We start from the raw sequence: 24,221 nt of genomic DNA, 5'->3' as shown, positions 1-24,221 counted from the left end.
CACTGGCGGGCTTGAAAAGCGACAGCGCGGCCCCAGATGGCCGCCAAACCCCCGTTGAGCTTTGGCTCGCGGGGGCGTTTTGCCAACCCCTTTTCCCGTTCGCGACCCATGAGCAAGCAGACCCATTCCTTCCAGGCCGAAGTCAAGCAGATCCTGCACCTCGTCACCCACTCGCTGTACTCGAACAAGGAAATCTTCCTGCGCGAGCTGGTGTCGAACGCGTCCGACGCCTGCGACAAGCTGCGCTACGAAGCGCTGGACCATCCGCAGCTGTTCGAAGACCAGCCCAACCTCAAGGTGCGCGTGCTGTTCGACGCCGAGGCCAAGACGCTGACCATCCGCGACAACGGCATCGGCATGAGTGCCGAAGAAGCCGCAGCCCACCTGGGCACCATCGCCAAGAGCGGCACACGCGAGTTCATGGCCAAGCTGGACGGCGACCAGAAGAAGGACGCGCAGCTGATCGGCCAGTTCGGCGTGGGCTTCTACTCCGGCTTCATCGTGGCCGACCGCATCACGGTTGAAAGCCGCCGCGCCGGCCTGCCGGCGGACCAAGGCGTGCGCTGGAGCTCCGAAGGCACCGGCGAGTTCGAGCTGGAAACCATCACCAAGGAAGGCCGCGGCACCGACGTCATCCTGCACCTGCGCGACGAGGAAACCGAGTTCCTGTCGACCTGGCGCCTGAAGTCCATCATCAGCAAGTACAGCGACCACATCTCGCTGCCCATCCTGATGAAGAAGGAGACCTGGGACGCGGAAGCTTCCAAGCAGGTCGTCACCGACGAATGGGAAACCGTCAACAAGGCCGCCGCGCTGTGGAGCCGCAGCAAGAGCGAGGTGACCGATGCCGAGTACCAGGACTTCTACAAGCAGCTGAGCTACGACAGCGAGCCGCCGTTGGCCTACACGCACAACCGCGTCGAAGGCCGCAGCGAATACACCCAGCTGCTGTACATCCCCGCCAAGGCGCCGTTTGACTTGTGGAACAGGGACAAGCGCGGCGGCGTGAAGCTGTACGTCAAGCGTGTCTTCATCATGGACGACGCCGAGACGCTGCTGCCGGTCTACCTGCGCTTCGTCAAGGGCGTGATCGACTCGGCCGACCTGCCGCTGAACGTGAGCCGCGAGCTGCTGCAGGAAAGCCGGGATGTGAAGGCAATCCGCGAAGGCTCGACCAAGCGCATCCTGTCGATGCTGGAAAGCCTGGCCGACAGCGACAGCGCGGACGACAAGGCCAAGTACCAGAAGTTCTGGGGCGAGTTCGGCAACGTGATCAAGGAAGGCATTGGCGAGGACTTCCAGAACCAGGAGCGCCTGGCCAAGCTGCTGCGCTTCTCGTCCACCCATGCCGACGAAGGCGTGAGCCTGGCGGACTATGTCTCGCGCATGAAGGAAGGCCAGGACGTGATCTACGTGATCACGGCCGATTCGCTGGCCGCCGCCAAGAGCAGCCCGCAGCTGGAGATCTTCCGCAAGAAGGGCATCGAGGTGCTGCTGCTGGCCGAGCGTGTGGACGAGTGGATGCTCTCGCACCTGCACGAGTTCGAAGGCAAGCAGCTGCAAAGTGTGGCCAAGGGCTCGGTGGACCTGGGCAAGCTGCAGGACGAGGAAGAAAAGAAGAAGGCCGAAGAAACCGCCGAGGCCTTCAAGCCGCTGGTCGAGAAGCTGAAGACTGCGCTGGCCAGTCGTGCCAAGGACGTGCGCGTGTCCAACCGCCTGGTCGATTCACCCGCCTGCGTGGTGGTCGAGGAAGGCGACATGAGCGGCCACCTGGCGCGGCTCTTGAAGCAGTCCGGCCAGGAAGCGCCGGAGACCCGGCCCATCCTGGAGGTGAACCCGGAGCACGCGCTGGTCAAGCGCATGCTGGACGACCCACGTTTCGACGACCTGGCGCAGATCCTGTTCGACCAGGCGGTGCTGGCCGAAGGTGGACAGCTGGAAGACGCTGCGGCTTACGTGCAGCGCGTCACCAAGCTGCTGTCGGCCTGACCCGAAGTGGGGCACCCGGTCTCGCGGTTACGCGAGACCACCCGCCGGGCGGGTTGGCGCGCCCGCCTTGGGGCGGCCCGGCGCCGGCCGCGCTCCTGTTCCGGTTGGGGTGCTTGAATCAGAGGTCGCTCATGCGCTCGACCTGCTCCTGCAGCTCGGTCGCCTGCTGGTTCCAGTAGGACGGGCTGGCGAACCACGGGAAGGCGATGGGGAAAGCCGGGTCGGACCAGCGTTCGGCCAGCCAGGCGCTGTGGTGGATCATGCGCAGCGTGCGCAGCGGCTCGATCAGCAGCAGCTCGCGGTCGTCGAAATCGGCGAAGTCCCGGTAGCCGTCCAGCAGGTGGTACAGCGCGGTTTCGGTCGCGCCACGTTCGCCAGGCAGCATCATCCACAGGTCCTGCACCGCGGGGCCCATGCAGCAGTCGTCGAAGTCGACGAAATTCGGCCCGGCGTACTGGCCTTCCTCGCGCCACAGCACGTTGCCGGTGTGGCAGTCGCCATGCAGGCGGATGAGGCGCAGGTTTTCGTGCCGCGCGAAAGCCTGGTCGACCAGCGCCAGCGCGCGTTCGCTGGCGCGCAGCCACACGCCTTCGGTGTCCGGGTGCACCAGCCCCAAGGCCTGCAGCCGCGTGCGCGCGGCGTGGCCGTAGGTCTGGGCGTTCAGCGTGCGGCGGTGTGCGAAGGCGCTGCGCTTGCCGACCGCATGCAGCCGGCCCAGCAAGCGGCCCAGCCAGCTGAGCGTTTCGGGCTGTTCCAGCTCAGGCGCGCGGCCGACTCGGCGCTCGCTGACGGCGATGCGGAAGGTCGCGCCATTCACATCGGCAATGCCCAGCGTCGGCACCCCGTGCACCAGCCGAAAGGCCGGGTCTTCCCACTGCGGCGCCAGCACCAGCGGCGGCACCACCGGCAGGTCAGCCTCGGCCAGTTCGGCGGAAAAAGCGTGTTCCTCGGCCAGCTGTGCGTCCGTCCAGCGCTCGGGCCGGTAGAACTTCGCGACGACCACGCGGCCATCGTCCAGATGCGCCTGCCAGACGCGGTTTTCGTAGGAGTTCAGCTGCAGCAGCCGGCCATCGGCTGGCAGGCCGGCCAGCGTCAGTGCCTGCAGCACGGCCTGTGGGTCGAGCGCGGCAAACGGGGAAGCGCAAGCGGCGGCAGAAGGGGAGTCCGAGGGCAAAACAGGCATCGGGGCATGGTACGCCCGTGCTGTCTGCCGCTCAGGCGCGGGGCTCTGGCGGGTCCTGGGTCGCGTCCAGCTCGCTGTTCGCGGCGGCCGCCTGCTTGCGGCTGCGCAGCAAGCCGAAGCTGAAGAAGTTGACCAGCCGGTCCATGTGCTGGGCATTACTTTTGAAGCGGTAGTCCAGCTCGGCGGCCTGGCTTTCGACCAAGGCTTCCATGCGCGAGGCCAGCGAGTCGCCTGGCAATTGCAGGCGCGCCTCGGCTTCGCCGCCGTCTCGCACCACGCTCGCGCCGGCGTTGCGGGCAATGCGCAGCATCGCGGTGTTTTCGCTCAGCGCGTGGATGATCAGCTGGGTCACGCCGCGGTTGCGGGCGTGCAGCACCGCGTGGTCGAACAGCCGTGCGCCATAGCCGCGGCCACGCGCGGCGGAGGTCACAGAAACGCCGAATTCGGCCACGTTCTGCTGGCCGCTCGTGCCCAGCATGCCGTCGCTGAGGTAGGCCAGGTGGGCCATCGCAATGAGCTGTAGCCGGCGGTTGAAGATGCCGAAGATCTCGTCGCGATGGAAATCCAGCCGCTCGACGTAGCGCTTGATCTGCTCGTCGCTGGCCATGTAGCCAAAACGCAGGTAGCGGTCTTCCGCGCTCAGCGCGAGCAGATGCGACAGCACCCGCCCGCGGTGGCGCGAAACCAGCGAGCGAATCGGAATCCAGCGGTACTGGGCGGGAGGCTGAGGCGTTTGCGCCTGGACCGGGTCAGCCATGTGCGTTCCCATTCGAGAGGTGATCGACATGAACCAAGGGAAAACCCTAGTATAACCTCGGCAGCCAGCATCGAAGCCCCGAGCAGAAGGGGGATTGCGGCCGGTGACCGGTTTGCAGCGTCTGCGACTTGGGCTATACTCGTCGGCTTTCCCGCAATCGGCGGGGAGAACGGGTCATGCTTCTGCAAAGTTCTGCAAGGATTTTGCAATGTTCAGCCAGCGATGACTGAACACCAGTGAAGCAGGGCAACCGGAAGCCTGAGAGGCCGCCGGCTGCAAATATCCCAGTCTGCCACGTGTGCTTCACGTGCGCGCTGCGGTGAAGGCAGTCTCCAAGTGGTTCCGATGGTGAATGGCCAGCCGTTCGAACAGCCGTTTCCTCTCTTTCAAAGAGAACCTCTCATGAAGACCTTCAGCGCCAAGCCGGCCGAAGTGACGCACGAGTGGCTTGTGCTTGACGCCACCGATCTGGTGCTCGGACGTGTTGCCAGCGAAGTGGCACTCCGACTGCGCGGCAAGCACAAAGCCATCTACACGCCTCACGTCGACACCGGTGATTTCATCATCATCCTGAACGCCGACAAGATCCGTGTCACCGGCAACAAGGCCAACGACAAGGTGTACTACCGTCACTCCGGTTTCCCGGGCGGCATCTACGGCACCAAGTTCAAGGACATGCAAGCCAAGCATCCGGGTCGCGCCCTGGAAAAGGCCGTCAAGGGCATGCTGCCCAAGGGTCCGCTCGGCTACGCGATGATCAAGAAGCTGAAGGTTTACGCTGGTGACACGCACCCGCACGCCGCTCAGCAGCCCAAGCCGCTGGCAATCTGAGGAGCGCTGAATGATCGGTAATTGGAACTATGGCACCGGCCGTCGCAAGTCGTCGGTTGCTCGCGTCTTCATCAAGAAGGGCACTGGCCAGATCGTCGTCAACGGCAAGGCCGTCGGCGAATATTTCGGCCGGCAGACCTCGATCATGATCGTGCGCCAGCCGCTGCTGCTCACTGGCAACAACGAGACCTTCGACATCCAGGTCAACGTGCACGGTGGCGGCGAGTCCGGCCAGGCCGGCGCGGTGCGTCACGGCATCACCCGTGCGCTGATCGATTACGATGCAACGCTCAAGCCTGACCTGAGCCACGCCGGCTTCGTGACGCGTGATGCGCGTGAAGTCGAGCGTAAGAAGGTCGGTCTGCACGGCGCGCGTCGCAGGAAGCAGTTCAGCAAGCGCTAAACAGCCCACCCCCGAGGTGCCTGCGGCGCCTCCCCCTTAAGGGGGCGCCTCCAGCGGCCCGGCAGAGCCGGATCCGCGGAGGCTGCTGGGGTTGGCCGGTGAGCCCGGCACATGTCAAAGGTCGCATTTGCGGCCTTTGGCGTTTCTGAAGTTCGCTTACGCCCAATACGATGCGCTGGAAACTGATTCGCCGCCGTCTGTCGATTTCTTCGCCCCGCATGACCGTGCGCAGCCAGATGGCCTGGCCGCTGCGCTGGGTCGCGGCGGCGGTGGTGCTGGGCTTCTCGGCGGCCATTGCGCTGTGGGCCTTCGAGTTTGGCAAGGAGATTGCCGGACTGGACCGCGGCGCCCAGGCCGAGCTGATCCGGCTGCGCAACGAGTTGAGCCAGCTGCGCGAGGAGCGCGAGCATGCGCAGTCCATTGCCAACACGGCAGAGAGCCTGCTGAAGACCGAGCGCGCTGCCGAGGAGCGGCTGGTCGAGCAGCTGAAGCAGTCCGAAGCCGAGAAGATGAGCCTCAAGGCCGACCTGGGCTTCTTCGAGCGGCTGCTGCCGACGACGGCCAGCGCCGGTGCGGAACCGCTGCAGGTGCGCGGCCTGCAGGTCGACCAGGAATCGCCCGGCCATTGGCGCTACCAGCTGCTGGTGATGCAGAGCGGCCGCCAGGCGCAGGCTTTCACCGGCCGCTACGAGCTGACTTTTTCCGGCACCGAGGACGGCAAACCCTGGACCCTGACGCTGCCTGGCGGCGCGCAGCCGCTTCAGGTCAAGCAGTACGCACGGGTGGAAGGGCGGGTCGACGGCCTGGCGCATGCCGTGGTCAAATCCGTCCTCCTGCGGGTGATGGACAGTGCTGGGATCGTGTGTGCCACGCAAACGCTGAAATTCTGAGCACGCTTCGTGCATCCGTTGGCGCCATGCGTTGGGCAGTTCACGGGACAGGCGACCCACATCCGCCGGCCGGGACTGAAGACCAAAGACCGTTGAGGAGTTTCAGTTCATGTTGTTCGGCAAGAAGAAGCAGCCCCCGATCCGCAGCCTGATCGGCGAGGGCAACCTGGTTTCAGGCGAATTGCGCTTCAAGGAGGGCTTGCGCATCGACGGCGAAGTCCACGGCGACGTGGTCGCCGATGGCGAAGGCCCCAGCCTGCTGGTGATCAGCGAAAATGCCCGGGTGACGGGCAGGGTCAACGCCGGACACGTCATCATCAACGGGCAGGTGCACGGTCCCGTGCACTCCAGCGAACTGCTGGAACTGCAACCGAAGGCCAGAATCGTTGGGGATGTGCGCTATGAAGCCCTTGAAATGCACCAGGGTGCCACCATCGATGGAGAATTGAGGCCTCGGTCTGCCATCGAAGACAAGCCGACACTGAAGCTGGCGGCCTCGAACGAGGTCTGAAACCTGTTCAGCCTGTTCCCGCCCAGCCGCCTCGCTTAGATTTTTTCCAAGGATTTGCCATGAACGCCGTCGCCGAAACCTTCGCCCCTGCTGCTGATGCCACCAGCGACATGCCGGCCCCCATCGTCTTCACCGACAGCGCGGCGTCCAAGGTCGCCGACCTGGTGGCCGAAGAAGGCAATCCGGACCTGAAGCTGCGGGTCTTTGTGCAAGGCGGCGGCTGCTCGGGCTTCCAGTACGGCTTCACCTTCGATGAAATCGTCAATGACGACGACACGCAGATGAGCAAGAACGGCGTGACGCTGCTGATCGACGCGATGAGCCTGCAGTACCTCAGCGGTGCCGAGATCGACTACAAGGAAGACCTGCAGGGCGCCCAGTTCGTGATCAAGAACCCGAACGCCACGACCACCTGCGGCTGCGGCTCCAGTTTCTCCGTCTGAGCGAGCGTTGCTCCCAAACAAAAGCCGCTTTCGAGCGGCTTTTTGCTGGGCGCTCCGTTCTCACGATGCGGGTTAAAGCATACAAGGCGGCAGCGCAACCCGCTCGGCGGGTGGACGTGCGTACTCGCGAGGCCGGGTGCTCACATCTAGCCGTGCAGGCGGCTGCTGCGGGGCACGCTGGCCAGCAGAAACTCCATCTGGTCCGCGACGATGCGGCGGCCGCGCAGGATCATGTCCTCGTGCAGGCTGGGCACGTAGGGCAGGTAGAGCAGGCTCATGCGGGCTTCTTCGGGCAGCCGGTTGCCCTTGTGACCGTTGCAGCCGCGGCAGGCGGTGATGCAGTTCATCCAGCTGTCCTGTCCGCCGCGCGAGACCGGGATGATGTGCTCGCGGGTCAGTTCGTCGAACGCAAAGTGGTGGCCGCAGTAGGCGCACACATGGCGGTCGCGGGTGAACAGCTTGGGGTTGGCCAGCGCCGGCGCCTGGCGCCAGGCACGGGAAGGAATGGCGCCGCGCACGGCAATGATGGGGTGCAACTCGATGCGGGACTGCAGGCCGGTGGTGCGCTGCATGCCGCCGCGCATCACATGGAAGGCATCCCCCAGCGTCCAGGCAATGGCGTTGCTGGCATAGAGGACGGCGGCTTCCTTGACCGTCATCCATGCCTGCGGGCGACCCGAGATGTCCAGCTGTAGCACCTCCATGATGTGGCGCACTCCTTAACCGTCAAGCATAACTTGCCCGGTGAAGGCCTGCTAGCGTCGAGTCGTGACGTCGCCGTCGCCACGATGATCGCGGGTAAACCCTCGATTCGCCTCCGTTACCGGGCAAAACGCAACGCGCCGGGCGGGCGGCAATGCATCTCCCCAAAAAAAACACGGGCAAGGACTCGCGTGCCGGGACTGATTTCTGCAAAATAGCACGATCGTTCGTTTCATTCCGAACCGACATCCATCGGCAGTCCCACCGTGCTCAGTCAGCCAGCTCCTCGCCGCGCCAGCGCCCGCACCATGCAGAAAGGTCAGCAGACCCGCGCCGCGATCCTCGATGCAGCGCTGGGCCTGGCTTCGAACATGGGGCTGGAAGGCCTGTCCATCGGCGCGCTGGCCGAGGTCACTGGCATGAGCAAGTCGGGCGTGTTCGCCCACTTCGGCTCCCGCGAAGAGTTGCAGATCTCGGTGATCAAGGAATACCACGCGAAGTTCGAGGAAGAGGTGTTCTTCCCGGCCATCCGCGAGGCGCGTGGCCTGCCGCGTGTGCGCGCGCTGTTCGAGAACTGGGTCAAGCGGGTGGCGGTCGAAATCGACTCCGGCTGCATCTACATCTCCGGTGCGGTCGAGTTCGACGATCGGCCCGGCCCGGTGCGTGACGCGCTGGCCGGCATGGTCAAGGCCTGGCAGGCGGCCATGGAGCGGGCCATCCGCTTGGCCGTCGAGAGCGGTCACTTGCGGCCTGACACCGACCCGAGCCAAATGCTGTTCGAGGTGCACGGCCTGATCCTGGCGCTGCATCACGACGCCCGTTTTCTTCGCCACCCCGGTGCCGTGGAGCGTGCGCGCGCCGGCTTCGCCCGCATCGTTCGCGATTACGCCGCCTCGCCCGAACTGGCCGAGGCCACGCTTTCCCCTCTGGCGCCGCGCGCGGCCCATCGTTAATCGACGTCCATCAGGAGACCTCCATGCCCCAGTACAACCCTCCCGTGCGCGACATGCAGTTTGTGCTGCACGAGCTGTTTGATGTCGCCAGCGAATTCAAGCAGATCCCGGCCTTTGCCGAGGTCGACGTCGACACCATCAATGCGGTGCTGGAAGAGGGCGGCAAGTTCGCCTCGCAGGTGATCTTCCCGATCAACCTGAGCGGCGACGCCGAAGGCTGCACGCTGGACAAGACCACGCACGAGGTGAGCGCGCCCAAGGGCTTCAAGGAGGCCTACAAGCAGTACGTCGAAGGCGGCTGGCCGGCCCTGTCGTGCGACCCGGCCTATGGCGGCCAGGGCCTGCCGCACACGGTGAACCAGTGCCTGTACGAAATGCTGAACAGCGGCAACCAGGCCTGGACCATGTACCCAGGCCTGTCGCATGGCGCCTATGAAGCGCTGCACGCGCATGGCACCGACGAGCAGAAGAAGACCTACCTGCCCAAGCTGACCAGCGGCGAATGGACCGGCACCATGTGCCTGACCGAACCGCATTGCGGCACCGATCTGGGCCTGCTGCGCACCAAGGCCGAACCGCAGGCCGACGGCAGCTACAAGATCACCGGCGCGAAGATCTTCATCTCGGCCGGCGAACACGACATGGTGGACAACATCATCCACCTGGTGCTGGCCCGCCTGCCGGACGCGCCCGTCGGCTCCAAGGGCATCTCGCTGTTCGTGGTGCCGAAGTTCATGGTGAACGCCGACGGCTCGCTGGGCGAGCGCAACGGCATCTATTGCGCCGGTCTCGAACACAAGATGGGCATCCACGGCAACGCCACCGCGCAGCTGGTGCTGGAGAACGCTGTCGGTACCCTGGTCGGCCAGCCGAACAAGGGCCTGCAGGCCATGTTCGTGATGATGAACGCCGCCCGCCTGGGCGTTGGCAACCAGTCGCTGGGCCTGACCGAAGTGGCCTACCAGAACGCCGTGGCCTATGCCAAGGACCGCCTGCAGATGCGCGCGCTGTCCGGCCCGAAGGCACCGGACAAGCCGGCCGACCCCATCATCGTGCACCCGGACGTGCGCAAGATGCTGCTGACCGCACGCGCCTACGCCGAAGGCGCCCGCGCGCTGGCCACCTACACGGTCGTGCAGCTGGACAAAGAACTGCACCATCCGGACGAAGCGGTGCGTGCCGAAGCAGCCGATGCCGTCGCGTTGCTGACGCCCATCATCAAGGCCTTCATCACCGACAACGCCTGGATCGCCACCTCGCACTGCATGCAGGTCTACGGGGGCCATGGCTTCATCCACGAATGGGGCATGGAGCAGTACGTGCGCGACGCCCGCATCAACATGATCTACGAAGGCACGAACACCGTGCAGTCGCTGGACCTGCTGGGCCGCAAGATCCTGGGTGACAACGGCAAGAAGATGAAGAAGCTGGGCAAGATGGTCGCCCAGTTCGTGGAAGACGAAGGCATCTCGGAAGAGATGCAGGAATTCGTCAATCCGCTGGCCGACCTGGGCGAGAAGGTCACCAAGCTGACGATGGAAGTCGGCATGAAGGCCATGGGCAATGCCGACGAGGTCGGCGCCGCTGCGGTGGACTACCTGCGCGTGGTCGGTCACCTGGTGTTCGCCTACATGTGGGCACGCATGGCCAAGATCGCGCTGGAAAAGCAGAACTCGGGCGACCCGTTCTACAAGGCCAAGCTGATCACCGCGCGCTTTTACTTTGCCAAGTTGCTGCCCGAGACGGCCAGCCTGATTCGCACCTGCCGCGCCGGGCTGGCCCCACTGGAGATGGACGAAGCGCTTTTCTGATGTCGCCGAGCGCCGCCGCAGAGCGGCGCCGCATCACCCCGGCCACCGTGCCATTGCCTGGAGACAAACCGATGAAAAACACCTTGATTGCCCTGTCACTGGTCGCCTTTGCGGCGGCCGCATCCGCACAGGCCACGCCGGCCGGCCTCTGGAAGACCATCGACGATGAGACCAAGACCGAGAAGTCGCTGGTGCGCGTGACGGACAACGGGGGCATCTTCAGCGGCAAGATCGAGAAGCTGATGGATCCGGCCAAGGCCAACGCCGTTTGCGAGAAGTGCAGCGACGAGCGCAAGGACCAGGCCATCATGGGCATGACCATCATCCGCGCCGTCAAGCACAACCCGGATGACGCCGATCTCTGGGACGGTGGCGACATCCTCGACCCGAACAACGGCAAGGTCTACAAGGTCCGTCTCAAGCCCATCGAAGGCGGCAAGAAACTCGAAGTCCGGGGCTACATCGGTGCGCCGCTGTTCGGCCGCACCCAAACATGGATTCGTGTCGAATAAGACACTCAAGGAGAAACAATGAGCAGGTTCCAGGTTCGCAAGGTCGCCGTGCTCGGCGCCGGCGTGATGGGCGCGCAGATCGCCGCCCATCTGGTCAACGTCAAGGTGCCGGTCGTGCTGTTCGACCTGCCCGCCAGGGAAGGCCCGAAGAGCGGCATTGCCATCAAGGCGATCGCCAATCTGGCCAAGCTGAAGCCGGCGCCGCTGGGCGTGCCGGAAGACGCGGCCCGCATCACGCCGGCCAACTACGAAGAGCACCTGGACCTGCTCAAGGAATGCGACCTGGTGATCGAAGCGATTGCCGAGCGCATGGACTGGAAGCTGGACCTGTACACCAAGGTCGCGCCGTTCATTGCGCCGCATGCCATCGTCGCGTCCAACACCTCCGGCCTGTCGATCACCAAGCTCAGCGAAGCGCTGCCCGAAGAGATCAAGCCGCGCTTCTGCGGCATCCATTTCTTCAACCCGCCGCGCTACATGAGCCTGGTCGAGCTGATCCCCACGCCGACCACCGTGGCCAGCTACCTGGACCAGCTCGAGACCTTCGTCACCAGCACGCTGGGCAAGGGCATCGTGCGCGCCAAGGACACGCCCAACTTCATCGCCAACCGGGTGGGCATCGCCGGCATGCTGGCGACCATCCATGAAGCCGCTCAGTTCGGCCTGTCGTACGACGTGGTCGACGACCTGACGGGCAAGAAGTTCGGCCGCGCCAGCTCCGGCACTTTCCGCACCGCGGACGTGGTCGGCCTGGACACGATGGCCCACGTCATCAAGACCCTGCAGGACAACCTGAAGGACGACCCGTTTTACGCCAGCTACGCCACGCCGCCGGTGCTGGCCAAGCTGATCGAGCAGGGCGCGCTGGGCCAGAAGTCTGGCGCGGGCTTCTACAAGAAGGTCGGCAAGGACATCCTGCGCCTGGACCCTGCCAAGGGCGAGTACGTGCCTGGCGGTGGCAAGGCCGACGCCATCGTCGACCGCATCCTGAAGAAGCCGGCCGCCGAGCGCCTGAAGCTGCTGCGCGAATCGAGCAACCCGCAGGCCCAGTTCCTGTGGGCCATCCTGCGCGACGGCTTCCACTACGCCGCGGTGCACCTGAAGGACATCGCCGACTCGGCCCGCGAGATTGACTTCGCGATGCGCTGGGGCTTCGGCGCCAAGCAAGGCCCGTTCGAGCTGTGGCAGGAAGCCGGCTGGCAACAGGTGGCCGGCTGGATCAAGGACGACATCGAAGCCGGCAAGGCCCTGAGCAAGGAGCCGTTGCCGGCGTGGGTGTTTGACGGACGCACCGGTGTGCACACGCCGGAAGGCTCCTGGTCGGCCGCGCAATCGGCCTACCTGCCGGTGTCCAAGCTGGCGGTTTATGGCCGCCAGCATTTTCCCGAAGCCGTGCTGGGCAGCGGCGCGGTGGACCCGCTCAAGAGCGGCACCGAGCTGTTCAAGAACGACGAAGTGCGCGTCTGGACGCTGGACGGCGAAGTCGTCATCGCCAGCATCACCGCCAAGCTGCACTTGATCAGCCCCACCGTCACCGAAGGCCTGCTGAAGGCTGTCGAGCTGGCCGAAGCCAGCTACCAGGGCCTGGTGATCTGGTCGCCGGACGACGTGTTCTCCGCGGGCGCCAACCTCGAAGCCCTGATGCCGGTCTTCATGGCCAAGGGTGCCAAGGGCATTGCGCCGGAAGAAAAGAAGCTGCAGGACCTGATGCTGCGCGTGCGCTATGCCAGCGTGCCGACGGTTGCGGCTGTGCGCGGCATCGCGCTGGGCGGCGGCTGCGAGCTGGCCGTGCATTGCAGCCAGCGCGTGGCGGCGATGGAAAGCTACATGGGCCTGGTCGAAGTCGGCGTGGGCCTGATCCCCGGTGGCGGTGGCCTGACCTACATCGCGCGCCGCGCCGCTGAAAACGCCGTCGCCGGCGCCGGTGCGGACCTGCTGAACTTCCTCAAGGAAGGCTTCCAGGCCGCGGCCATGGCCAAGGTCGGCACCAGCGCGCTGGAGTCCAAGAAGCTGGGCTACCTGCTGGACAGCGACATCGTCGTGCCGCACAAGGATGAGCTGCTCTACATCGCGATCAACCAGGCCAAGGCCATGGCCAACGCCGGTTACCGCGCGCCGGTCGCCAAGCCGATCCCGGTCGCAGGCCGCATGGGCATCGCCACCATCAAGGCCCAGCTGGTCGGCATGCGCGACGGCGGCTTCATCAGCAAGCACGACTTCCACATCGCCAGCCTGATCGCCGACGTGGTCTGCGGCGGCGAGGTCGATGCCGGCACGCTGGTGACCGAGGAATACCTGATGGCGCTCGAGCGCAAGCACTTCTGCGCGCTGCTGGAACATCCCAAGACCCAGGAACGCATCATGGGCATGCTGCAGACTGGCAAGCCGGTTCGGAACTAATGGCCTTGCGGGACAGACCTGGCGCGAAGCGACAGCTCTGTCCTCAACTGATCAGAAGGAATTGACATGAAACAAGTGCAAGACGCCTACATCGTCGCCGCCAGCCGCACCCCCATCGGCAAGTCCGGCCGCGGCTACTTCAAGAACACGCGCTCCGACGACCTGCTGGTGCGCGCCATCCAGTCGGCCCTGGCCCAGGTGCCGAACCTGGACCCGGCGCTGATCGAAGATGCGGTCATCGGCTGCTCCTTCCCCGAGGGTGAGCAGGGCATGAACATGGCCCGCATCGCCGTGGCCCTGGCCGGCCTGCCGCACACCGTGGGTGGCATCACCGTCAACCGCTTCTGCGCCTCGGGCATCAGCGCCGTGCAGATGGCCGCCGACCGCATCCGCGTCGGCGAGGCCGACGTGATGATCGCCGGCGGTGCCGAGTCGATGAGCATGGTGCCCATGGGCGGCAACAAGCCCTCGTTCAACCCCGAGATCTTCACCAGGGACGAGAACATCGGCATTGCCTACGGCATGGGCCTGACCGCCGAGAAGGTCGCGGACCAGTGGAAGGTCAGCCGTGAAGACCAGGACGCGTTTGCGCTGGCCTCGCACCAGAAGGCGCTGAAGGCCCAGGCCGCCGGCGAGTTCACCGACGAGATTTGCCCGGTCGACGTGATCGAGCGCGTGCCCAACCTGGTCACCGGCGAGATCACGAAAAACGTGCGCACCGTCAGCCTGGACGAAGGCGCCCGCCCGGACACCTCGCTCGAAGGCCTGGCTAAGCTGCGCCCGGTGTTCGCCGCCAAGGGCAGCGTCACGGCGGGCAACAGCTCGCAGACCTCCGACGGTGCCGGCGCGCTGATCCTGGTTTCGGAAAAGATCGTCAAGCAGTTCGACCTGAAGCCGCTGGCGCGGTTCGTCAGCTTCGCCAGCCGCGGCGTGCCGCCGGAGATCATGGGCATCGGCCCGATCGCCGCGATCCCGGCCGCGCTGAAGAACGGCGGCCTGAGCCTGTCGGACATCGGCTGGATCGAGCTGAACGAAGCCTTCGCCGCGCAATCGCTGGCTGTCATTCGCGACCTCGGGTTGAACCCCGAAGTCGTCAACCCGATGGGCGGCGCAATCGCGCTGGGCCATCCGCTGGGCGCCACGGGCGCGATCCGCGCCGCCACCGTGGTGCATGCATTGCGTCGCCACAAGCTGAAGTACGGCATGGTGACGATGTGCATCGGCACGGGCCAAGGCGCCGCCGGCATCTTCGAGGCGGTCTGATCGACCCCATACTCGCGCGGGCGACCTACCAGGGTCGCCCTTTTTCATTCAGGAATCGCAGGAGACTCTCCATGAGCATCAAGACCGCCATCGTGGACGGCGTGGCCACCATCGAGATTGCCCGCCCCGAGAAGAAGAACGCGCTGACCCAGGCCATGTACCAGGCCATGGCCGACGCGATCAACGATGCGCAGCTCGACAGCAAGGTGCGCGCCATCCTGATCACCGGCCAGCCCGGCATCTTCACCTCGGGCAACGACATCGAGGACTTCATGCAGCGCCCGCCACAGGGCCTGGACTCGCCGGTGTTCCAGTTCATGAAGTCGCTCGAAGCCTGCGAGAAGCCGGTCATCGCCGCAGTGACCGGCGCAGCCGTGGGCATCGGCACCACGCTGCTGCTGCACTGTGACCTGGTCTACGTCAGCGACGAAGCCCGCCTGGCCATGCCGTTTGTCAGCCTGGGCCTGGTGCCGGAATACGCGTCCAGCCTGCTGGTGCCTCAGCTGCTGGGCCATGTGAAGGCGGCCGAGAAGCTGCTGCTGGGCGACCCGTTCAACGGCGCCGAAGCCGTCGAGATGGGCATTGCCAACGCGGTGCTGCCGGCCAGCGAAGTGCTGGCCCATGCCCGCCGCATGGCCGAGCGTTTCAACGCGCTGCCGCCGGGCGCCGTGCGCGACAGCAAGCGCCTGATGAAGGCCGGTCAGCGCGCGCTGGTCAAGCAGACCATGGCCACCGAAGGCGAAGTCTTCGGCCAGCGCCTGCGCAGCCCCGAAGCCGCCGAAGCCTTCCAGGCCTTCTTCCAGAAGCGCAAGCCGGACTTCTCGAAGTTTTCTTGAAATGGGGCACCCGGCCTCATGGGTACATGAGACCACCCGCCGAGCGGGTTGGCGCAGCCGCCTTGGGGCGGCCCGGCGCCGGCTGCGCTGGGTGCGGCCTCGAAGCGGGGAGACGGCTCAGATGTTCGCCGAGGGATTGCCTGGCAGCGGTTCCGCGGCAGTGGCTTCCGGCTGCGCCCCCAGCCCACAACTCGGGCAATAGCGGAAGAACACGTTCTTGCGGGTGCCGCAGCCGCCGCAGCGGTTGAACAGCGTGAGGCCGCAGTGCACGCAGAAGTCGGGCTTCACGTCGCCGGTGCTGAGGATGGCCCGTTCGCACGCGGGGCAGACGTTGGCGGCCATCTTCTTCAGCGCTTCTTCGGGCGCCAGCGTCTGGCGGCGCTGCACTTCGGTCTGCTGCTCGGCAGCGGCGCGGCGGGCCAGGTAGCGGCGCATCGCACGGATCGCGTAGTGGCCGCCCAGACCGGTCAAGAGGATGCCCACGCCGTAGCGCACATAGCCGCCGTAGCTGGGCAGGTAAGGCACCAGTTCGAAGAAAAACGCGAAGGCGGCGAACAGCACGAAGCCGCGCATCAGCGGCCAGTGGTCGCTGCGGCGCTTTTTCAGCACCAGCCAGGCGGCGATGACGAGCAGCGGCAGCGTCAGCGCCAGGCGCAGGCCGAACACACGCAGTTCCTGGCGGAACATGGCTTGTTCGTAGGCGCCGCTGGCGTCCTGCAGCAGCGTGTCGAGCCGGCGTTGGTGCGCGGCGCGGGCCTGCTGCAGGTCCAGGGTTTCCTGGTTCAGCTTTTCCTGCTTTTGCTGCGCAGTGCGCTCGGCGTCCTTCAGCCGGTCCAGCTCGGCCACGCGGCGCTTGACCTCCGGGTCCTGGCCCGCGTCACCCGTCACCTGGCGGCTGGCCAGCCAGTTCTGCTGGGCATTGCGGGCCGACTGGTAGGCGCTGTTGGCGGCGCTCACCTGCAACTGCACCTGCTCGGCCTCTTCGCCCAGCGTGCGCTCGCGCTCGTCCAGGTCGCTGATCTGCTCGCGCTCGGCAGCCAGCGCATTGGCATCGGCAAACTGCTCGACGCTGAGGCTGGGCTCGACCTCTGGCAGGTCGCCAATCAGCTTGCCGCCCAGGCCGACCAGGAAGCCGGCGAACACCAGCGACACGATCCACATCAACAGCGCAAACGCGCGCTCCGGAACTCTGAGGCTCTTGAACATGGGGTGTCTCGTGTCGGTTGTGCGGCTTCAGTGCGGAATCATTCGGCCAAGGGCTTCGGGATCTCGCGCGGCTGGCCGTTCAGGTCGATGGCCACATAGGTCAGGTTGGCCTGGGTGACCTTCACGACTTGCAGATCACTGGGATTGCGTTCGGCGTAGACCTCCACGCGCACCGTCACCGAGGTGCGGCCGATGCGGGTCACGGTGGCATAGAAGCTCAGCAGGTCACCCATCGAGACGGGCTGCTTGAAGATGAATTCGTTGACCGCCACCGTGGTGATGCGGCCCTTGGCAATGCGGGCCGGCAGCACCGAACCGGCCAGGTCCACCTGCGCCATGATCCAGCCGCCGAAGATGTCGCCGTTGCCATTGGCATCGGCCGGCATCGGCATCACACGCATGACCAGGGTTTGATCGGTCGGCAAACCCGGTGTGCCGGCCTGGGGCACACTGGAAGGCGTGGGAGCTGCGCTCATTCGGGGTTCCTTTGACTGGACATACAACTCGCTGGATTGTTTCACGATGCGCCGCGCTTCTTCTGCCATGTCGGACCCCCATGCGCCTGCCGCGGATGCCGCAGCGCCCCGTTCCGACTGGGCCACGCTGAAGCGCCTGCTGCCCTACCTGTGGCAGTACAAGCTGCGGGTGGTGCTGGCGCTGGGCTGCCTGATCTCTGCCAAGGTGGCCAACCTGGGCGTGCCGCTGTTGCTCAAGCACATGGTCGACAGCCTGTCCATTCCTGCCGGCGACCGGCGCGCGCTGCTGGTCGTGCCGGTCGCGCTGCTGCTGGCCTATGCCGGGCTGCGGCTGGCGACCTCGGTGTTCGGCGAGCTGCGCGAACTGGTGTTCGCCAAGGCCACGCACGGCATCTCCCGCCAGATCGCGCTGCAGACCTTCCGGCACCTGAATGCGCTCAGCCTGCGTTTCCACCTGGAGCGGCAGACCGGCGGCATGACCCGCGACATCGAACGTGGCACACGGGCGCTGCAGTCGCTGATCTCGTATTCGCTCTACACCATCCTGCCCACGCTGGTGGAGCTGTCATTGGCGATGGTGCTGCTGGGCACCCAGTTCGACGCCGGTTTCGTGTGGATCACGCTGGCCGCGCTGGCCAGCTACATCGTCTTCACCGTCAGCGTCACCGAATGGCGCACCCAGTACCGGCGCACGATGAACGAGCTGGACTCCAAGGCCCAGAGCCGGGCGGTGGACGCACTGCTGAACTACGAGACGGTCAAATACTTCAACAACGAAGCCTTCGAGGCCGAGCGCTACGACCGCGGGCTGGACGCCTACCGCCGTGCGCAGATCAAGTCTCAGACCACGCTGTCCCTGCTCAATACCGGCCAGCAGCTCATCATTGCCACCTCGCTGCTGGCCATGCTGTGGCGGGCCACCGCCGGCGTGGTTGACGGCCACCGCTCGCTCGGGGACCTGGTGATGGTCAACGCGCTGCTGATCCAGCTCTACATCCCGCTGAACTTCCTGGGTGTGCTGTACCGCGAGGTCAAGCAAAGCATCACCGACCTGGACAAGATGTTCAAGCTGCTGGAGCGAGAACGCGAGGTGCAGGACCCGCCTGGCGCGCCGGACCTGCAGGTGCGCGGCGCCACCGTGCGCTTCGAGGGCGTGCGCTTTGCCTACGACCCGGCGCGGCCGATCCTGCACGAGCTGAGCTTCGAGATCCCGGCTGGCAAGACAGTCGCCGTGGTCGGCGCCAGCGGCGCCGGCAAGAGCACGCTGGCCCGGCTGCTGTACCGCTTCTATGACGTTGGCGGTGGCCGCATCACCATCGACGGGCAGGACATCCGCGCCGTCACGCAGGACAGCCTGCGCCGGGCCATCGGCATCGTGCCGCAGGACACCGTGCTGTTCAACGACACCGTGGGCTACAACATCGGCTACGGCCGCACCGGTGCGACGCAGGAAGAAATCGAAGCCGCGGCGCGCGCGGCCCACATCCACAGCTTCATCGTGGCCCAGCCCAAGGGCTACGAAACGACGGTGGGTGAGCGTGGTCTGAAGCTTTCCGGCGGCGAGAAGCAGCGCATCGCCATTGCCCGCACGCTGCTGAAGAACCCGCCCATCCTGATCTTCGACGAGGCCACCTCGGCGCTGGACTCGGCCAACGAACGCGCCATCCAGGCCGAACTGAAAAGCGCTGCCGAGGGCCGCACCACGCTGGTCATCGCGCACCGGCTGTCCACCGTGGTCGACGCACACGAGATCCTGGTGATGGAAGCCGGCCGCGTGGTCGAGCGTGGCCACCACGAAGCGCTGCTGGCCCAGGGTGGGCGCTACGCGCGCATGTGGGCGCTGCAGCACCGCAGCGAACCCTCGCCCATCGTCCTGTAAATCATCCTTTTCCTGTACCTGTTTCAATGGAGTGAGCGGAGCGATGCAAGCCGTTGTGCTGATGCTGAATGCCTTGTCCGATGCGCATCGCGCGATGATCGCGGCGCACTGCGAGCTGATCTACGCGCCAGGCGCAGAGCGCACCTCGGCCATTGCCGAACACGGCGCCCGCATCGAGGCGGTGCTGACCATCGGCACCATCGGGCTGACGGCAGAAGAGATGGCGGCCATGCCGCGCCTGTCGCTGGTCTGCGCGTTGGGCGTGGGCTACGAGCGCATCGACGTGGCGGCCGCCCGCGCGCGCGGCATTGCGCTGGCCCATGGCGCCAACACCAATGCCGACTCGGTGGCCGACCAGGCCATGGCCCTGCTGCTCGCCTGCATGCGCCAGCTGCCCTACAACGACCGCGCCGCCCGCACCGGCGTGCGCCGTGAGAGCCTGCCGATGCTGCCGCAGCTCACCGGCAAGAAGCTCGGCCTGGTGGGGCTGGGCGCCATCGGCAGCGCCATTGCCAAGCGCGTCAGCGGCTTCGACATGCAAGTTGGCTACCACGCACGCAGCCGGCGCGAAGGCCTGGCGCACCGCTTCTTCGACACACCGCTGGCGCTTGCCGAATGGTGTGACGTGCTGGTGCTGGCCGCACCCGGCGGCCCTGACACGCGACACATGGTCGACGCCGAAGTGCTGGCGGCGCTCGGCCCGCGCGGCTACCTGGTCAACATCAGCCGCGGCAGCCTGGTGGACACCGAGGCACTGGCCGCCGCGCTGCGCAGCGGCGGCATTGCCGGCGCCGGGCTGGACGTGTACGAGAGCGAACCCGAACCGCCGCAGCCGCTGCTGGACCTGCAGCAGAACCTGGTCATCACGCCGCATGTTGCCGGGCAGTCGCCCGAATCGGTGCAGGCGATGGTGGACCGGTTCATCGCCAACCTGAACGGCCACTTCAGCGGGCAAGGCGTGCTCACGCCCATCCCATAATCGGCCATGGACACCAAGTGGCTTGAAGACTTTGTCAGCCTGGCCGAGACCCGCAGCTTCTCGCGTTCGGCCCAGCTGAGGCATGTGACCCAGCCGGCGTTTTCGCGCCGCATCCAGGCGCTGGAGGCCTGGGCCGGCATCGACCTGGTCGACCGCTCGGCCTACCCGACCCGGCTCACCCCCGCCGGCGAGACCTTCCATGCGCAGGCGCTGGAAGTGCTGGGCTCGCTGCAGGCCACGCGCAACATGATGCGCAGCCACCAGGTGGCAGGGCAGGACATGATCGAGTTCGCCGTGCCGCACACGATGGCCTTCACGTTTTTCCCGCACTGGCTGATGGAGCTGAAGCAGCACTTCAAGGGACTGAAGAGCCGGCTGATCGCGATGAACGTGCACGACGCGGTGATGCGCCTGACCGAAGGCAGCTGCGACCTGCTGATCGCCTACCACCACGCCACCCAGCCGCTGCAGCTCAGCTCCGAGCGCTACGACATGCTGAGCCTGGGCCATGAGACGGTGGCCGCCTATGCCAAGGCCGGGCCGGACGGCCAGCCGCTGTTCCGCCTGCCCGGCACGCCGCGCGAACCGGTGCCCTTCCTCAGCTACGCCTCCGGTGCCTACCTGGCGCGCTTGGTCGAGCAGATCATCAAGCACGCGCCGCAGCCGCTGCACCTGGACCCGATCTACGAGACCGACATGGCCGAGGGCCTGAAGGCCATGGCCGCCGAAGGCCACGGCCTGGCCTTCCTGCCGGCCAGCTCGGTGCGCAAGGAAATGCGCTCGCGCCGGCTGGTGGCTGCGGGCAGCAGCGACTTCGAGCTGACGATGGAAGTGCGCATCTACCGCGAGCGCCCGGCCTCGGCCCGGCACGTCAAGCCAGCGGCCGAGGAGCTGTGGTCCTTCCTGAAAGAACGTGCCGTGCGCAGCAGCTGAGCCAGTGGCCGTGAGCAAGCCTGCCCCGCCGTTGAACGCCGCGCAGCGCCGCGCCGCCGCGCGGCCGGTGCTGCTCACGCTGTTGTCGCTGGCCATCGTGGTGCTGGCCGGCTGGGCAGGCTTCAGCACCAGCGTGCGCCAGGGCACCGAGGCGCTGCGGGCCGAGTCCAACCATCAGCTGGACCTGTTTGCCTCGGTGGTGCAAGGCATGGTGCGGCAGCTCGAATACGTGCCCGCCACGCTGCAGCTGCACCCCGAGGTGCTGGCGCTGCTGCGCCAGCCTGGCGACAGCACCCGCGCCGCGCAGGCCAGCAGCTACCTGCGCCGCCTCAATGCCCACCTGGGCAGCGCGGCGGTCTTCGTGCTCGGCGAGCGTGGCCAGGTGCTGGCCGCCAGCGAGCCGGCGATGCTCGACGAAGACCTGTCGTTCAGGCCGTATTTCCTCGAAGCGCTGGCCGGCCGCGTGGGCCGGCATTTCGCCATTGGCGTGCGCGATGGCAGGCCCGGTTATTTCGTCTCGCACCCGGTGCACGACGGTGCGCGCGTGCTCGGCGTCGCGGTGATCCAGATCAGCCTGGAGCCGGTCAACCAGGCCTGGTCGCTGCTCGGCGCACCGGCACTGCTGGCGGATTCCAACCAGGTCGTCGTGCTCTCGTCCCGCCCGGAATGGCGCTACACCGCGCTGACCGACCTGGCGCTGGAGCGCCGCGTGGACCTGCAGCTCACGCGCCTGTACGGCGAGCAGCGCATTGCCCGCTTCCCGCTGCAGGTGGACCTGCGCGTGGATGAGGACAACCAGATCGTCGAAGGCGTGCTGCCCGAGGGCCTGGGCCAGCCCGGCGCGCGCAGCCGGCCGGGCGCCACGCGGGGCGTGCTGGTGCTGGGCCGCACGCTGGACGGCATGGACTGGCGGCTGTTGATGTTCTCCGACCTGCAGGGCGTGCGGCAGGACGCCGTGCGCGCCAGCTTCCTGGCGGCCGTCAGCACCGGTTTCCTGCTGCTGCTGGGCGTGCTGGTCAACCAGCGCCGGCGCATCGTGCGGCAGAAGCTGATGGCCAACCGCGAGCTGGAGGAAAAGGTGATGCTGCGCACCCAGGCGCTGAGCGACGCCAACCGCCAGCTGCGCAAGGAAGTGCGCGACCGCGAGCAGGCCGAACGCACGTTGCGCAACGCGCAGGACGAACTGGTGCATGCCGGCAAGATGGCCGCGCTGGGGCAGCTGGCCACCGGCATCACGCACGAGTTGACGCAGCCCTTGGGCGCGATCCGCACGCTGTCAGCCAACGCGGTGGAGTTCATGCGCCGTGGCGAGCTCGAAACCGTGGGCAGCAACCTCGGCATCCTGGCCCGGCTGGCCGACCAGATGGGCGCGATCATCGAGCCGCTGAAGGGCTTTGCGCGCAAGTCCCAGGCCCGGCCGGCCCGCACGGACCTGGCCGTGGCGCTCGGCAACGCGCTGTTCCTCTACGACCAGCGGCTGCGCAAGGATGGCGTGCAAGTCCTCAACACCACCCGCGCCGGCCAGGTCTTCGCCTGGTGCGACCCGAACCGGCTGGAGCAGGTGCTGATCAACCTGATCGGCAATGCGCTGGACGCGATGCGCGACGCGCCGGACCGCCACTTGCGCCTGGCAGCTGGCGAGGCCCAGGGGCAGGCCTGGATCACCGTGCACGACAGCGGCAGCGGGCTGGCCGAGGCGGTCAAGGCGCGGCTGTTCGAGCCATTTTTCAGCACCAAGGAAGCCGGCGTCGGCCTGGGCCTGGGACTGGCCATTTCGCGCGACATCGCCCGCGAGGCCGGCGGCGAGCTGGAAGCGGACAATCATGCCGACGGCGGCGCCTGCTTCCGCCTGTCCCTGCCGCTAACCGACGCCTCATGACCGCGCCCCTCACCGTTTTGCTGGTTGAAGACGACCTGCCGATGCAGCTGGGCTGCCAGCAGGCCCTGCAACTCGCGGGCTTGCGCGTCGAGGCGGTCGAGGCGGTCGAAGCGGCGCTGCCGCGGCTGCGGCAGGGCTTCGAAGGCGTGGTCGTCACCGACATGCGGCTGCCCGGCGCCGACGGGCTGGCGCTGGTGCGCCGCTGCCACGAACTGGACGCCGACCTGCCGGTCATCATGATCACCGGCCACGGCGACGTGACGCTGGCCGTCGAAGCCATGCGCAGCGGCGCCTACGACTTCATCCCGAAGCCGTTTTCGCCCGAGGTGCTGGTCGAAGTGGTGCGGCGGGCGCTGGAAAAACGTGCGCTGACGCTGGAGGTGCAGTCGCTGCGCCAGGCGCTGGCGCGCAAGGAAGGCGGCGTGGCCAAGCTGGTCGGCCGCTCGCCGCAGATGGCCGCGGTGCGGCAGCTCGTCACCCGCGTGGCCGGTTCGGCGGTGGACGTGCTGGTCAAGGGCGAAACCGGCACCGGCAAGGAGCTGGTGGCCCAGGCGCTGCACGAACTCTCGGGCCGGCAGAAGGCGCCGCTGGTGGCGCTGAACTGCGGCGGCCTGCCCGACACCATCATCGACAGCGAACTCTTCGGCCACGAGGCCGGCGCCTTCACCGGCGCGGCCAAGCGCCGCATCGGCAAGATCGAGCATGCCCACGGCGGCACGCTGTTCCTGGACGAGGTGGAGAGCATGCCGCTGAACGTGCAGGTCAAGCTGCTGCGCGTGCTGCAGGACAGAGTCGTCGAGCGCCTGGGTTCCAACGAGCGCATCTCGGTGGACTGCCGCGTCGTCGCCGCGACCAAGGACGACCTGCTGGCGCGCGCGAAACAGAACGCCTTCCGCAGCGACCTGTACTACCGGCTCAACGTCGTCACCATCGAGCTGCCACCGCTGCGCGAGCGGCGCGAAGACATCCCGCTGCTGCTCGAACACTTCCTGCTGCTGGCCGCCAGCCGCTACGGCCTGCCGCAGCCCGCCGTCAGCCCCACGCAATTGCGCGCGCTGATGGCCCACGACTGGCCCGGCAACGTGCGCGAGCTGCGCAATGTGGCCGACTGCCTGGTGCTGGGCGTGCACAGCGAGGTGCTGGGTGCTGCGGCCGCCGACCAGGCGCCAGCCCCGCAGAACCTCTCGCTGGCCGAGACGGTGGAGGACTTCGAGCGCAGCCTGATCCGTGAAGCCATGGGCCGGCACGGCGGCAACGTCGCCCGCACCGCGCAGGCCCTGCGCGTGCCCAAGACCACGCTGAACGACAAGATCCGCAAGTACGGGCTGAACGACGGGCAGGGCGTTGGCGTCGGGACAGCCGGCGAATGAGCATGTCCGCCGTTG

At 66.6% G+C, this 24,221-nt stretch carries 22 protein-coding genes; 17 read left to right on the top strand and 5 right to left on the bottom strand.

Annotated elements, in window-relative coordinates; translation table 11 throughout:
• Nucleotides 1-108: 108 nt before the first annotated feature.
• A complete protein-coding gene (htpG, locus tag ACAH41_RS04985; RefSeq protein WP_325653057.1) occupies nucleotides 109-1,989 on the top strand; it encodes a molecular chaperone HtpG in 1,881 nt (626 codons plus the stop codon).
• Nucleotides 1,990-2,107: 118 nt separating this feature from the next.
• On the opposite strand, the gene ACAH41_RS04980 is transcribed toward htpG, so the two are convergent.
• Nucleotides 2,108-3,172 (bottom strand): serine/threonine protein kinase, encoded by a 1,065-nt coding sequence (locus tag ACAH41_RS04980; protein WP_325653059.1) that lies wholly within the window; start codon nucleotides 3,170-3,172, stop codon nucleotides 2,108-2,110.
• A 31-nt stretch (nucleotides 3,173-3,203) separates the two neighbouring features.
• Nucleotides 3,204-3,929, bottom strand: coding sequence for a GNAT family N-acetyltransferase (locus ACAH41_RS04975; protein ID WP_325653061.1), 726 nt, complete (start codon nucleotides 3,927-3,929; stop codon nucleotides 3,204-3,206).
• Between the two features lie 402 nt (nucleotides 3,930-4,331).
• Here ACAH41_RS04975 and rplM point away from each other — a divergent pair, with 402 nt between their 5' ends.
• The 5 genes from rplM (at nucleotide 4,332) to erpA (ending at nucleotide 7,007) form a co-directional block, all read left to right on the top strand.
• Nucleotides 4,332-4,760, top strand: a complete 429-nt coding sequence (gene rplM / locus ACAH41_RS04970; protein ID WP_325653089.1) for a 50S ribosomal protein L13 — start codon at nucleotides 4,332-4,334, stop codon at nucleotides 4,758-4,760.
• Nucleotides 4,761-4,770: 10 nt separating this feature from the next.
• The gene (gene rpsI / locus ACAH41_RS04965) at nucleotides 4,771-5,163 is read left to right on the top strand and encodes a 30S ribosomal protein S9 (protein ID WP_325653063.1); all 393 of its coding nucleotides are present in this window, start codon (nucleotides 4,771-4,773) and stop codon (nucleotides 5,161-5,163) included.
• A gap of 218 nt (nucleotides 5,164-5,381) precedes the next feature.
• Entirely contained in the window at nucleotides 5,382-6,053 is a 672-nt protein-coding gene (locus ACAH41_RS04960; protein ID WP_325653064.1) for a DUF6776 family protein, read from the top strand.
• 112 nt (nucleotides 6,054-6,165) lie between these two features.
• On the top strand, nucleotides 6,166-6,564 hold the full coding sequence (locus ACAH41_RS04955) for a polymer-forming cytoskeletal protein (protein ID WP_325653091.1): 399 nt from the start codon (nucleotides 6,166-6,168) through the stop codon (nucleotides 6,562-6,564).
• Between the two features lie 59 nt (nucleotides 6,565-6,623).
• On the top strand, nucleotides 6,624-7,007 hold the full coding sequence (erpA, locus tag ACAH41_RS04950; RefSeq protein ID WP_325653066.1) for an iron-sulfur cluster insertion protein ErpA: 384 nt from the start codon (nucleotides 6,624-6,626) through the stop codon (nucleotides 7,005-7,007).
• A 146-nt stretch (nucleotides 7,008-7,153) separates the two neighbouring features.
• On the opposite strand, the gene ACAH41_RS04945 is transcribed toward erpA, so the two are convergent.
• A complete protein-coding gene (locus ACAH41_RS04945; protein ID WP_325653067.1) occupies nucleotides 7,154-7,711 on the bottom strand; it encodes an HNH endonuclease in 558 nt (185 codons plus the stop codon).
• Nucleotides 7,712-8,017: 306 nt separating this feature from the next.
• Between ACAH41_RS04945 and ACAH41_RS04940 the strand changes: the two genes are divergently transcribed.
• The 6 genes from ACAH41_RS04940 to ACAH41_RS04915 all read left to right on the top strand — a co-directional run bounded on the left by ACAH41_RS04940 (nucleotide 8,018) and on the right by ACAH41_RS04915 (nucleotide 15,484).
• Entirely contained in the window at nucleotides 8,018-8,662 is a 645-nt protein-coding gene (locus ACAH41_RS04940) for a TetR/AcrR family transcriptional regulator (protein ID WP_325653069.1), read from the top strand.
• A gap of 23 nt (nucleotides 8,663-8,685) precedes the next feature.
• Nucleotides 8,686-10,473, top strand: coding sequence for an acyl-CoA dehydrogenase C-terminal domain-containing protein (locus ACAH41_RS04935; RefSeq protein ID WP_325653071.1), 1,788 nt, complete (start codon nucleotides 8,686-8,688; stop codon nucleotides 10,471-10,473).
• Nucleotides 10,474-10,544: 71 nt separating this feature from the next.
• Nucleotides 10,545-10,985, top strand: coding sequence for a DUF2147 domain-containing protein (locus tag ACAH41_RS04930; protein ID WP_325653072.1), 441 nt, complete (start codon nucleotides 10,545-10,547; stop codon nucleotides 10,983-10,985).
• 18 nt (nucleotides 10,986-11,003) lie between these two features.
• Complete coding sequence (locus ACAH41_RS04925; protein ID WP_370538203.1) at nucleotides 11,004-13,385, top strand: 3-hydroxyacyl-CoA dehydrogenase/enoyl-CoA hydratase family protein; 2,382 nt, start codon at nucleotides 11,004-11,006, stop codon at nucleotides 13,383-13,385.
• A gap of 66 nt (nucleotides 13,386-13,451) precedes the next feature.
• Entirely contained in the window at nucleotides 13,452-14,648 is a 1,197-nt protein-coding gene (locus ACAH41_RS04920; RefSeq protein ID WP_325655719.1) for an acetyl-CoA C-acyltransferase, read from the top strand.
• 71 nt (nucleotides 14,649-14,719) lie between these two features.
• Nucleotides 14,720-15,484, top strand: coding sequence for an enoyl-CoA hydratase (locus ACAH41_RS04915; protein WP_325655720.1), 765 nt, complete (start codon nucleotides 14,720-14,722; stop codon nucleotides 15,482-15,484).
• 117 nt (nucleotides 15,485-15,601) lie between these two features.
• On the opposite strand, the gene ACAH41_RS04910 is transcribed toward ACAH41_RS04915, so the two are convergent.
• Complete coding sequence (locus ACAH41_RS04910) at nucleotides 15,602-16,690, bottom strand: zinc ribbon domain-containing protein (RefSeq protein WP_325655721.1); 1,089 nt, start codon at nucleotides 16,688-16,690, stop codon at nucleotides 15,602-15,604.
• A gap of 38 nt (nucleotides 16,691-16,728) precedes the next feature.
• Nucleotides 16,729-17,166 (bottom strand): acyl-CoA thioesterase, encoded by a 438-nt coding sequence (locus ACAH41_RS04905; RefSeq protein WP_325655722.1) that lies wholly within the window; start codon nucleotides 17,164-17,166, stop codon nucleotides 16,729-16,731.
• A gap of 46 nt (nucleotides 17,167-17,212) precedes the next feature.
• On the opposite strand from ACAH41_RS04905, the gene ACAH41_RS04900 reads away from it, so the two are divergent.
• Genes ACAH41_RS04900 through ACAH41_RS04880 form a run of 5 tightly spaced genes read left to right on the top strand, consistent with a single transcriptional unit; the run spans nucleotide 17,213 to nucleotide 24,206 of the window.
• Complete coding sequence (locus ACAH41_RS04900) at nucleotides 17,213-19,045, top strand: ABC transporter ATP-binding protein/permease (RefSeq protein WP_325655723.1); 1,833 nt, start codon at nucleotides 17,213-17,215, stop codon at nucleotides 19,043-19,045.
• A gap of 43 nt (nucleotides 19,046-19,088) precedes the next feature.
• Nucleotides 19,089-20,024 carry a 2-hydroxyacid dehydrogenase gene (locus tag ACAH41_RS04895; RefSeq protein WP_325655724.1) on the top strand — a complete coding sequence of 312 codons (936 nt, stop codon included), beginning with the start codon at nucleotides 19,089-19,091 and terminating at the stop codon, nucleotides 20,022-20,024.
• Between the two features lie 6 nt (nucleotides 20,025-20,030).
• Entirely contained in the window at nucleotides 20,031-20,957 is a 927-nt protein-coding gene (locus ACAH41_RS04890; RefSeq protein WP_325655725.1) for a LysR substrate-binding domain-containing protein, read from the top strand.
• Nucleotides 20,958-20,967: 10 nt separating this feature from the next.
• Complete coding sequence (locus tag ACAH41_RS04885) at nucleotides 20,968-22,836, top strand: ATP-binding protein (protein ID WP_325655726.1); 1,869 nt, start codon at nucleotides 20,968-20,970, stop codon at nucleotides 22,834-22,836.
• Nucleotides 22,833-24,206, top strand: a complete 1,374-nt coding sequence (locus ACAH41_RS04880) for a sigma-54 dependent transcriptional regulator (protein WP_325655727.1) — start codon at nucleotides 22,833-22,835, stop codon at nucleotides 24,204-24,206. The genes ACAH41_RS04885 and ACAH41_RS04880 overlap by 4 nt, the downstream gene beginning before the upstream one ends.
• The last annotated feature ends 15 nt before the right edge of the window (nucleotides 24,207-24,221 follow it).

The organism is Ideonella sp. (assembly GCF_041287625.1).
Lineage (GTDB): Bacteria > Pseudomonadota > Gammaproteobacteria > Burkholderiales > Burkholderiaceae_C > Ideonella.
Note: the sequence above shows the minus strand (reverse complement) of the source record. Positions and strands in the feature narration are given on the sequence as shown.

Bases quoted from the DNA above. Each gene is read 5' to 3' on its own strand.
- ACAH41_RS04905 (WP_325655722.1), bottom strand. From the start codon at position 17,166: ATGAGCGCAGCTCCCACGCCTTCCAGTGTGCCCCAGGCCGGCACACCG.
- ACAH41_RS04980 (WP_325653059.1), bottom strand. From the start codon at position 3,172: ATGCCTGTTTTGCCCTCGGACTCCCCTTCTGCCGCCGCTTGCGCTTCC.
- ACAH41_RS04945 (WP_325653067.1), bottom strand. From the start codon at position 7,711: ATGGAGGTGCTACAGCTGGACATCTCGGGTCGCCCGCAGGCATGGATG.
- ACAH41_RS04895 (WP_325655724.1), top strand. From the start codon at position 19,089: ATGCAAGCCGTTGTGCTGATGCTGAATGCCTTGTCCGATGCGCATCGC.
- rpsI (WP_325653063.1), top strand. From the start codon at position 4,771: ATGATCGGTAATTGGAACTATGGCACCGGCCGTCGCAAGTCGTCGGTT.
- ACAH41_RS04880 (WP_325655727.1), top strand. From the start codon at position 22,833: ATGACCGCGCCCCTCACCGTTTTGCTGGTTGAAGACGACCTGCCGATG.
- htpG (WP_325653057.1), top strand. From the start codon at position 109: ATGAGCAAGCAGACCCATTCCTTCCAGGCCGAAGTCAAGCAGATCCTG.
- ACAH41_RS04925 (WP_370538203.1), top strand. From the start codon at position 11,004: ATGAGCAGGTTCCAGGTTCGCAAGGTCGCCGTGCTCGGCGCCGGCGTG.
- ACAH41_RS04940 (WP_325653069.1), top strand. From the start codon at position 8,018: ATGCAGAAAGGTCAGCAGACCCGCGCCGCGATCCTCGATGCAGCGCTG.
- ACAH41_RS04975 (WP_325653061.1), bottom strand. From the start codon at position 3,929: ATGGCTGACCCGGTCCAGGCGCAAACGCCTCAGCCTCCCGCCCAGTAC.
- ACAH41_RS04920 (WP_325655719.1), top strand. From the start codon at position 13,452: ATGAAACAAGTGCAAGACGCCTACATCGTCGCCGCCAGCCGCACCCCC.
- ACAH41_RS04930 (WP_325653072.1), top strand. From the start codon at position 10,545: ATGAAAAACACCTTGATTGCCCTGTCACTGGTCGCCTTTGCGGCGGCC.
- ACAH41_RS04960 (WP_325653064.1), top strand. From the start codon at position 5,382: ATGACCGTGCGCAGCCAGATGGCCTGGCCGCTGCGCTGGGTCGCGGCG.
- ACAH41_RS04935 (WP_325653071.1), top strand. From the start codon at position 8,686: ATGCCCCAGTACAACCCTCCCGTGCGCGACATGCAGTTTGTGCTGCAC.
- ACAH41_RS04900 (WP_325655723.1), top strand. From the start codon at position 17,213: ATGCGCCGCGCTTCTTCTGCCATGTCGGACCCCCATGCGCCTGCCGCG.
- rplM (WP_325653089.1), top strand. From the start codon at position 4,332: ATGAAGACCTTCAGCGCCAAGCCGGCCGAAGTGACGCACGAGTGGCTT.
- ACAH41_RS04915 (WP_325655720.1), top strand. From the start codon at position 14,720: ATGAGCATCAAGACCGCCATCGTGGACGGCGTGGCCACCATCGAGATT.
- erpA (WP_325653066.1), top strand. From the start codon at position 6,624: ATGAACGCCGTCGCCGAAACCTTCGCCCCTGCTGCTGATGCCACCAGC.
- ACAH41_RS04910 (WP_325655721.1), bottom strand. From the start codon at position 16,690: ATGTTCAAGAGCCTCAGAGTTCCGGAGCGCGCGTTTGCGCTGTTGATG.
- ACAH41_RS04890 (WP_325655725.1), top strand. From the start codon at position 20,031: ATGGACACCAAGTGGCTTGAAGACTTTGTCAGCCTGGCCGAGACCCGC.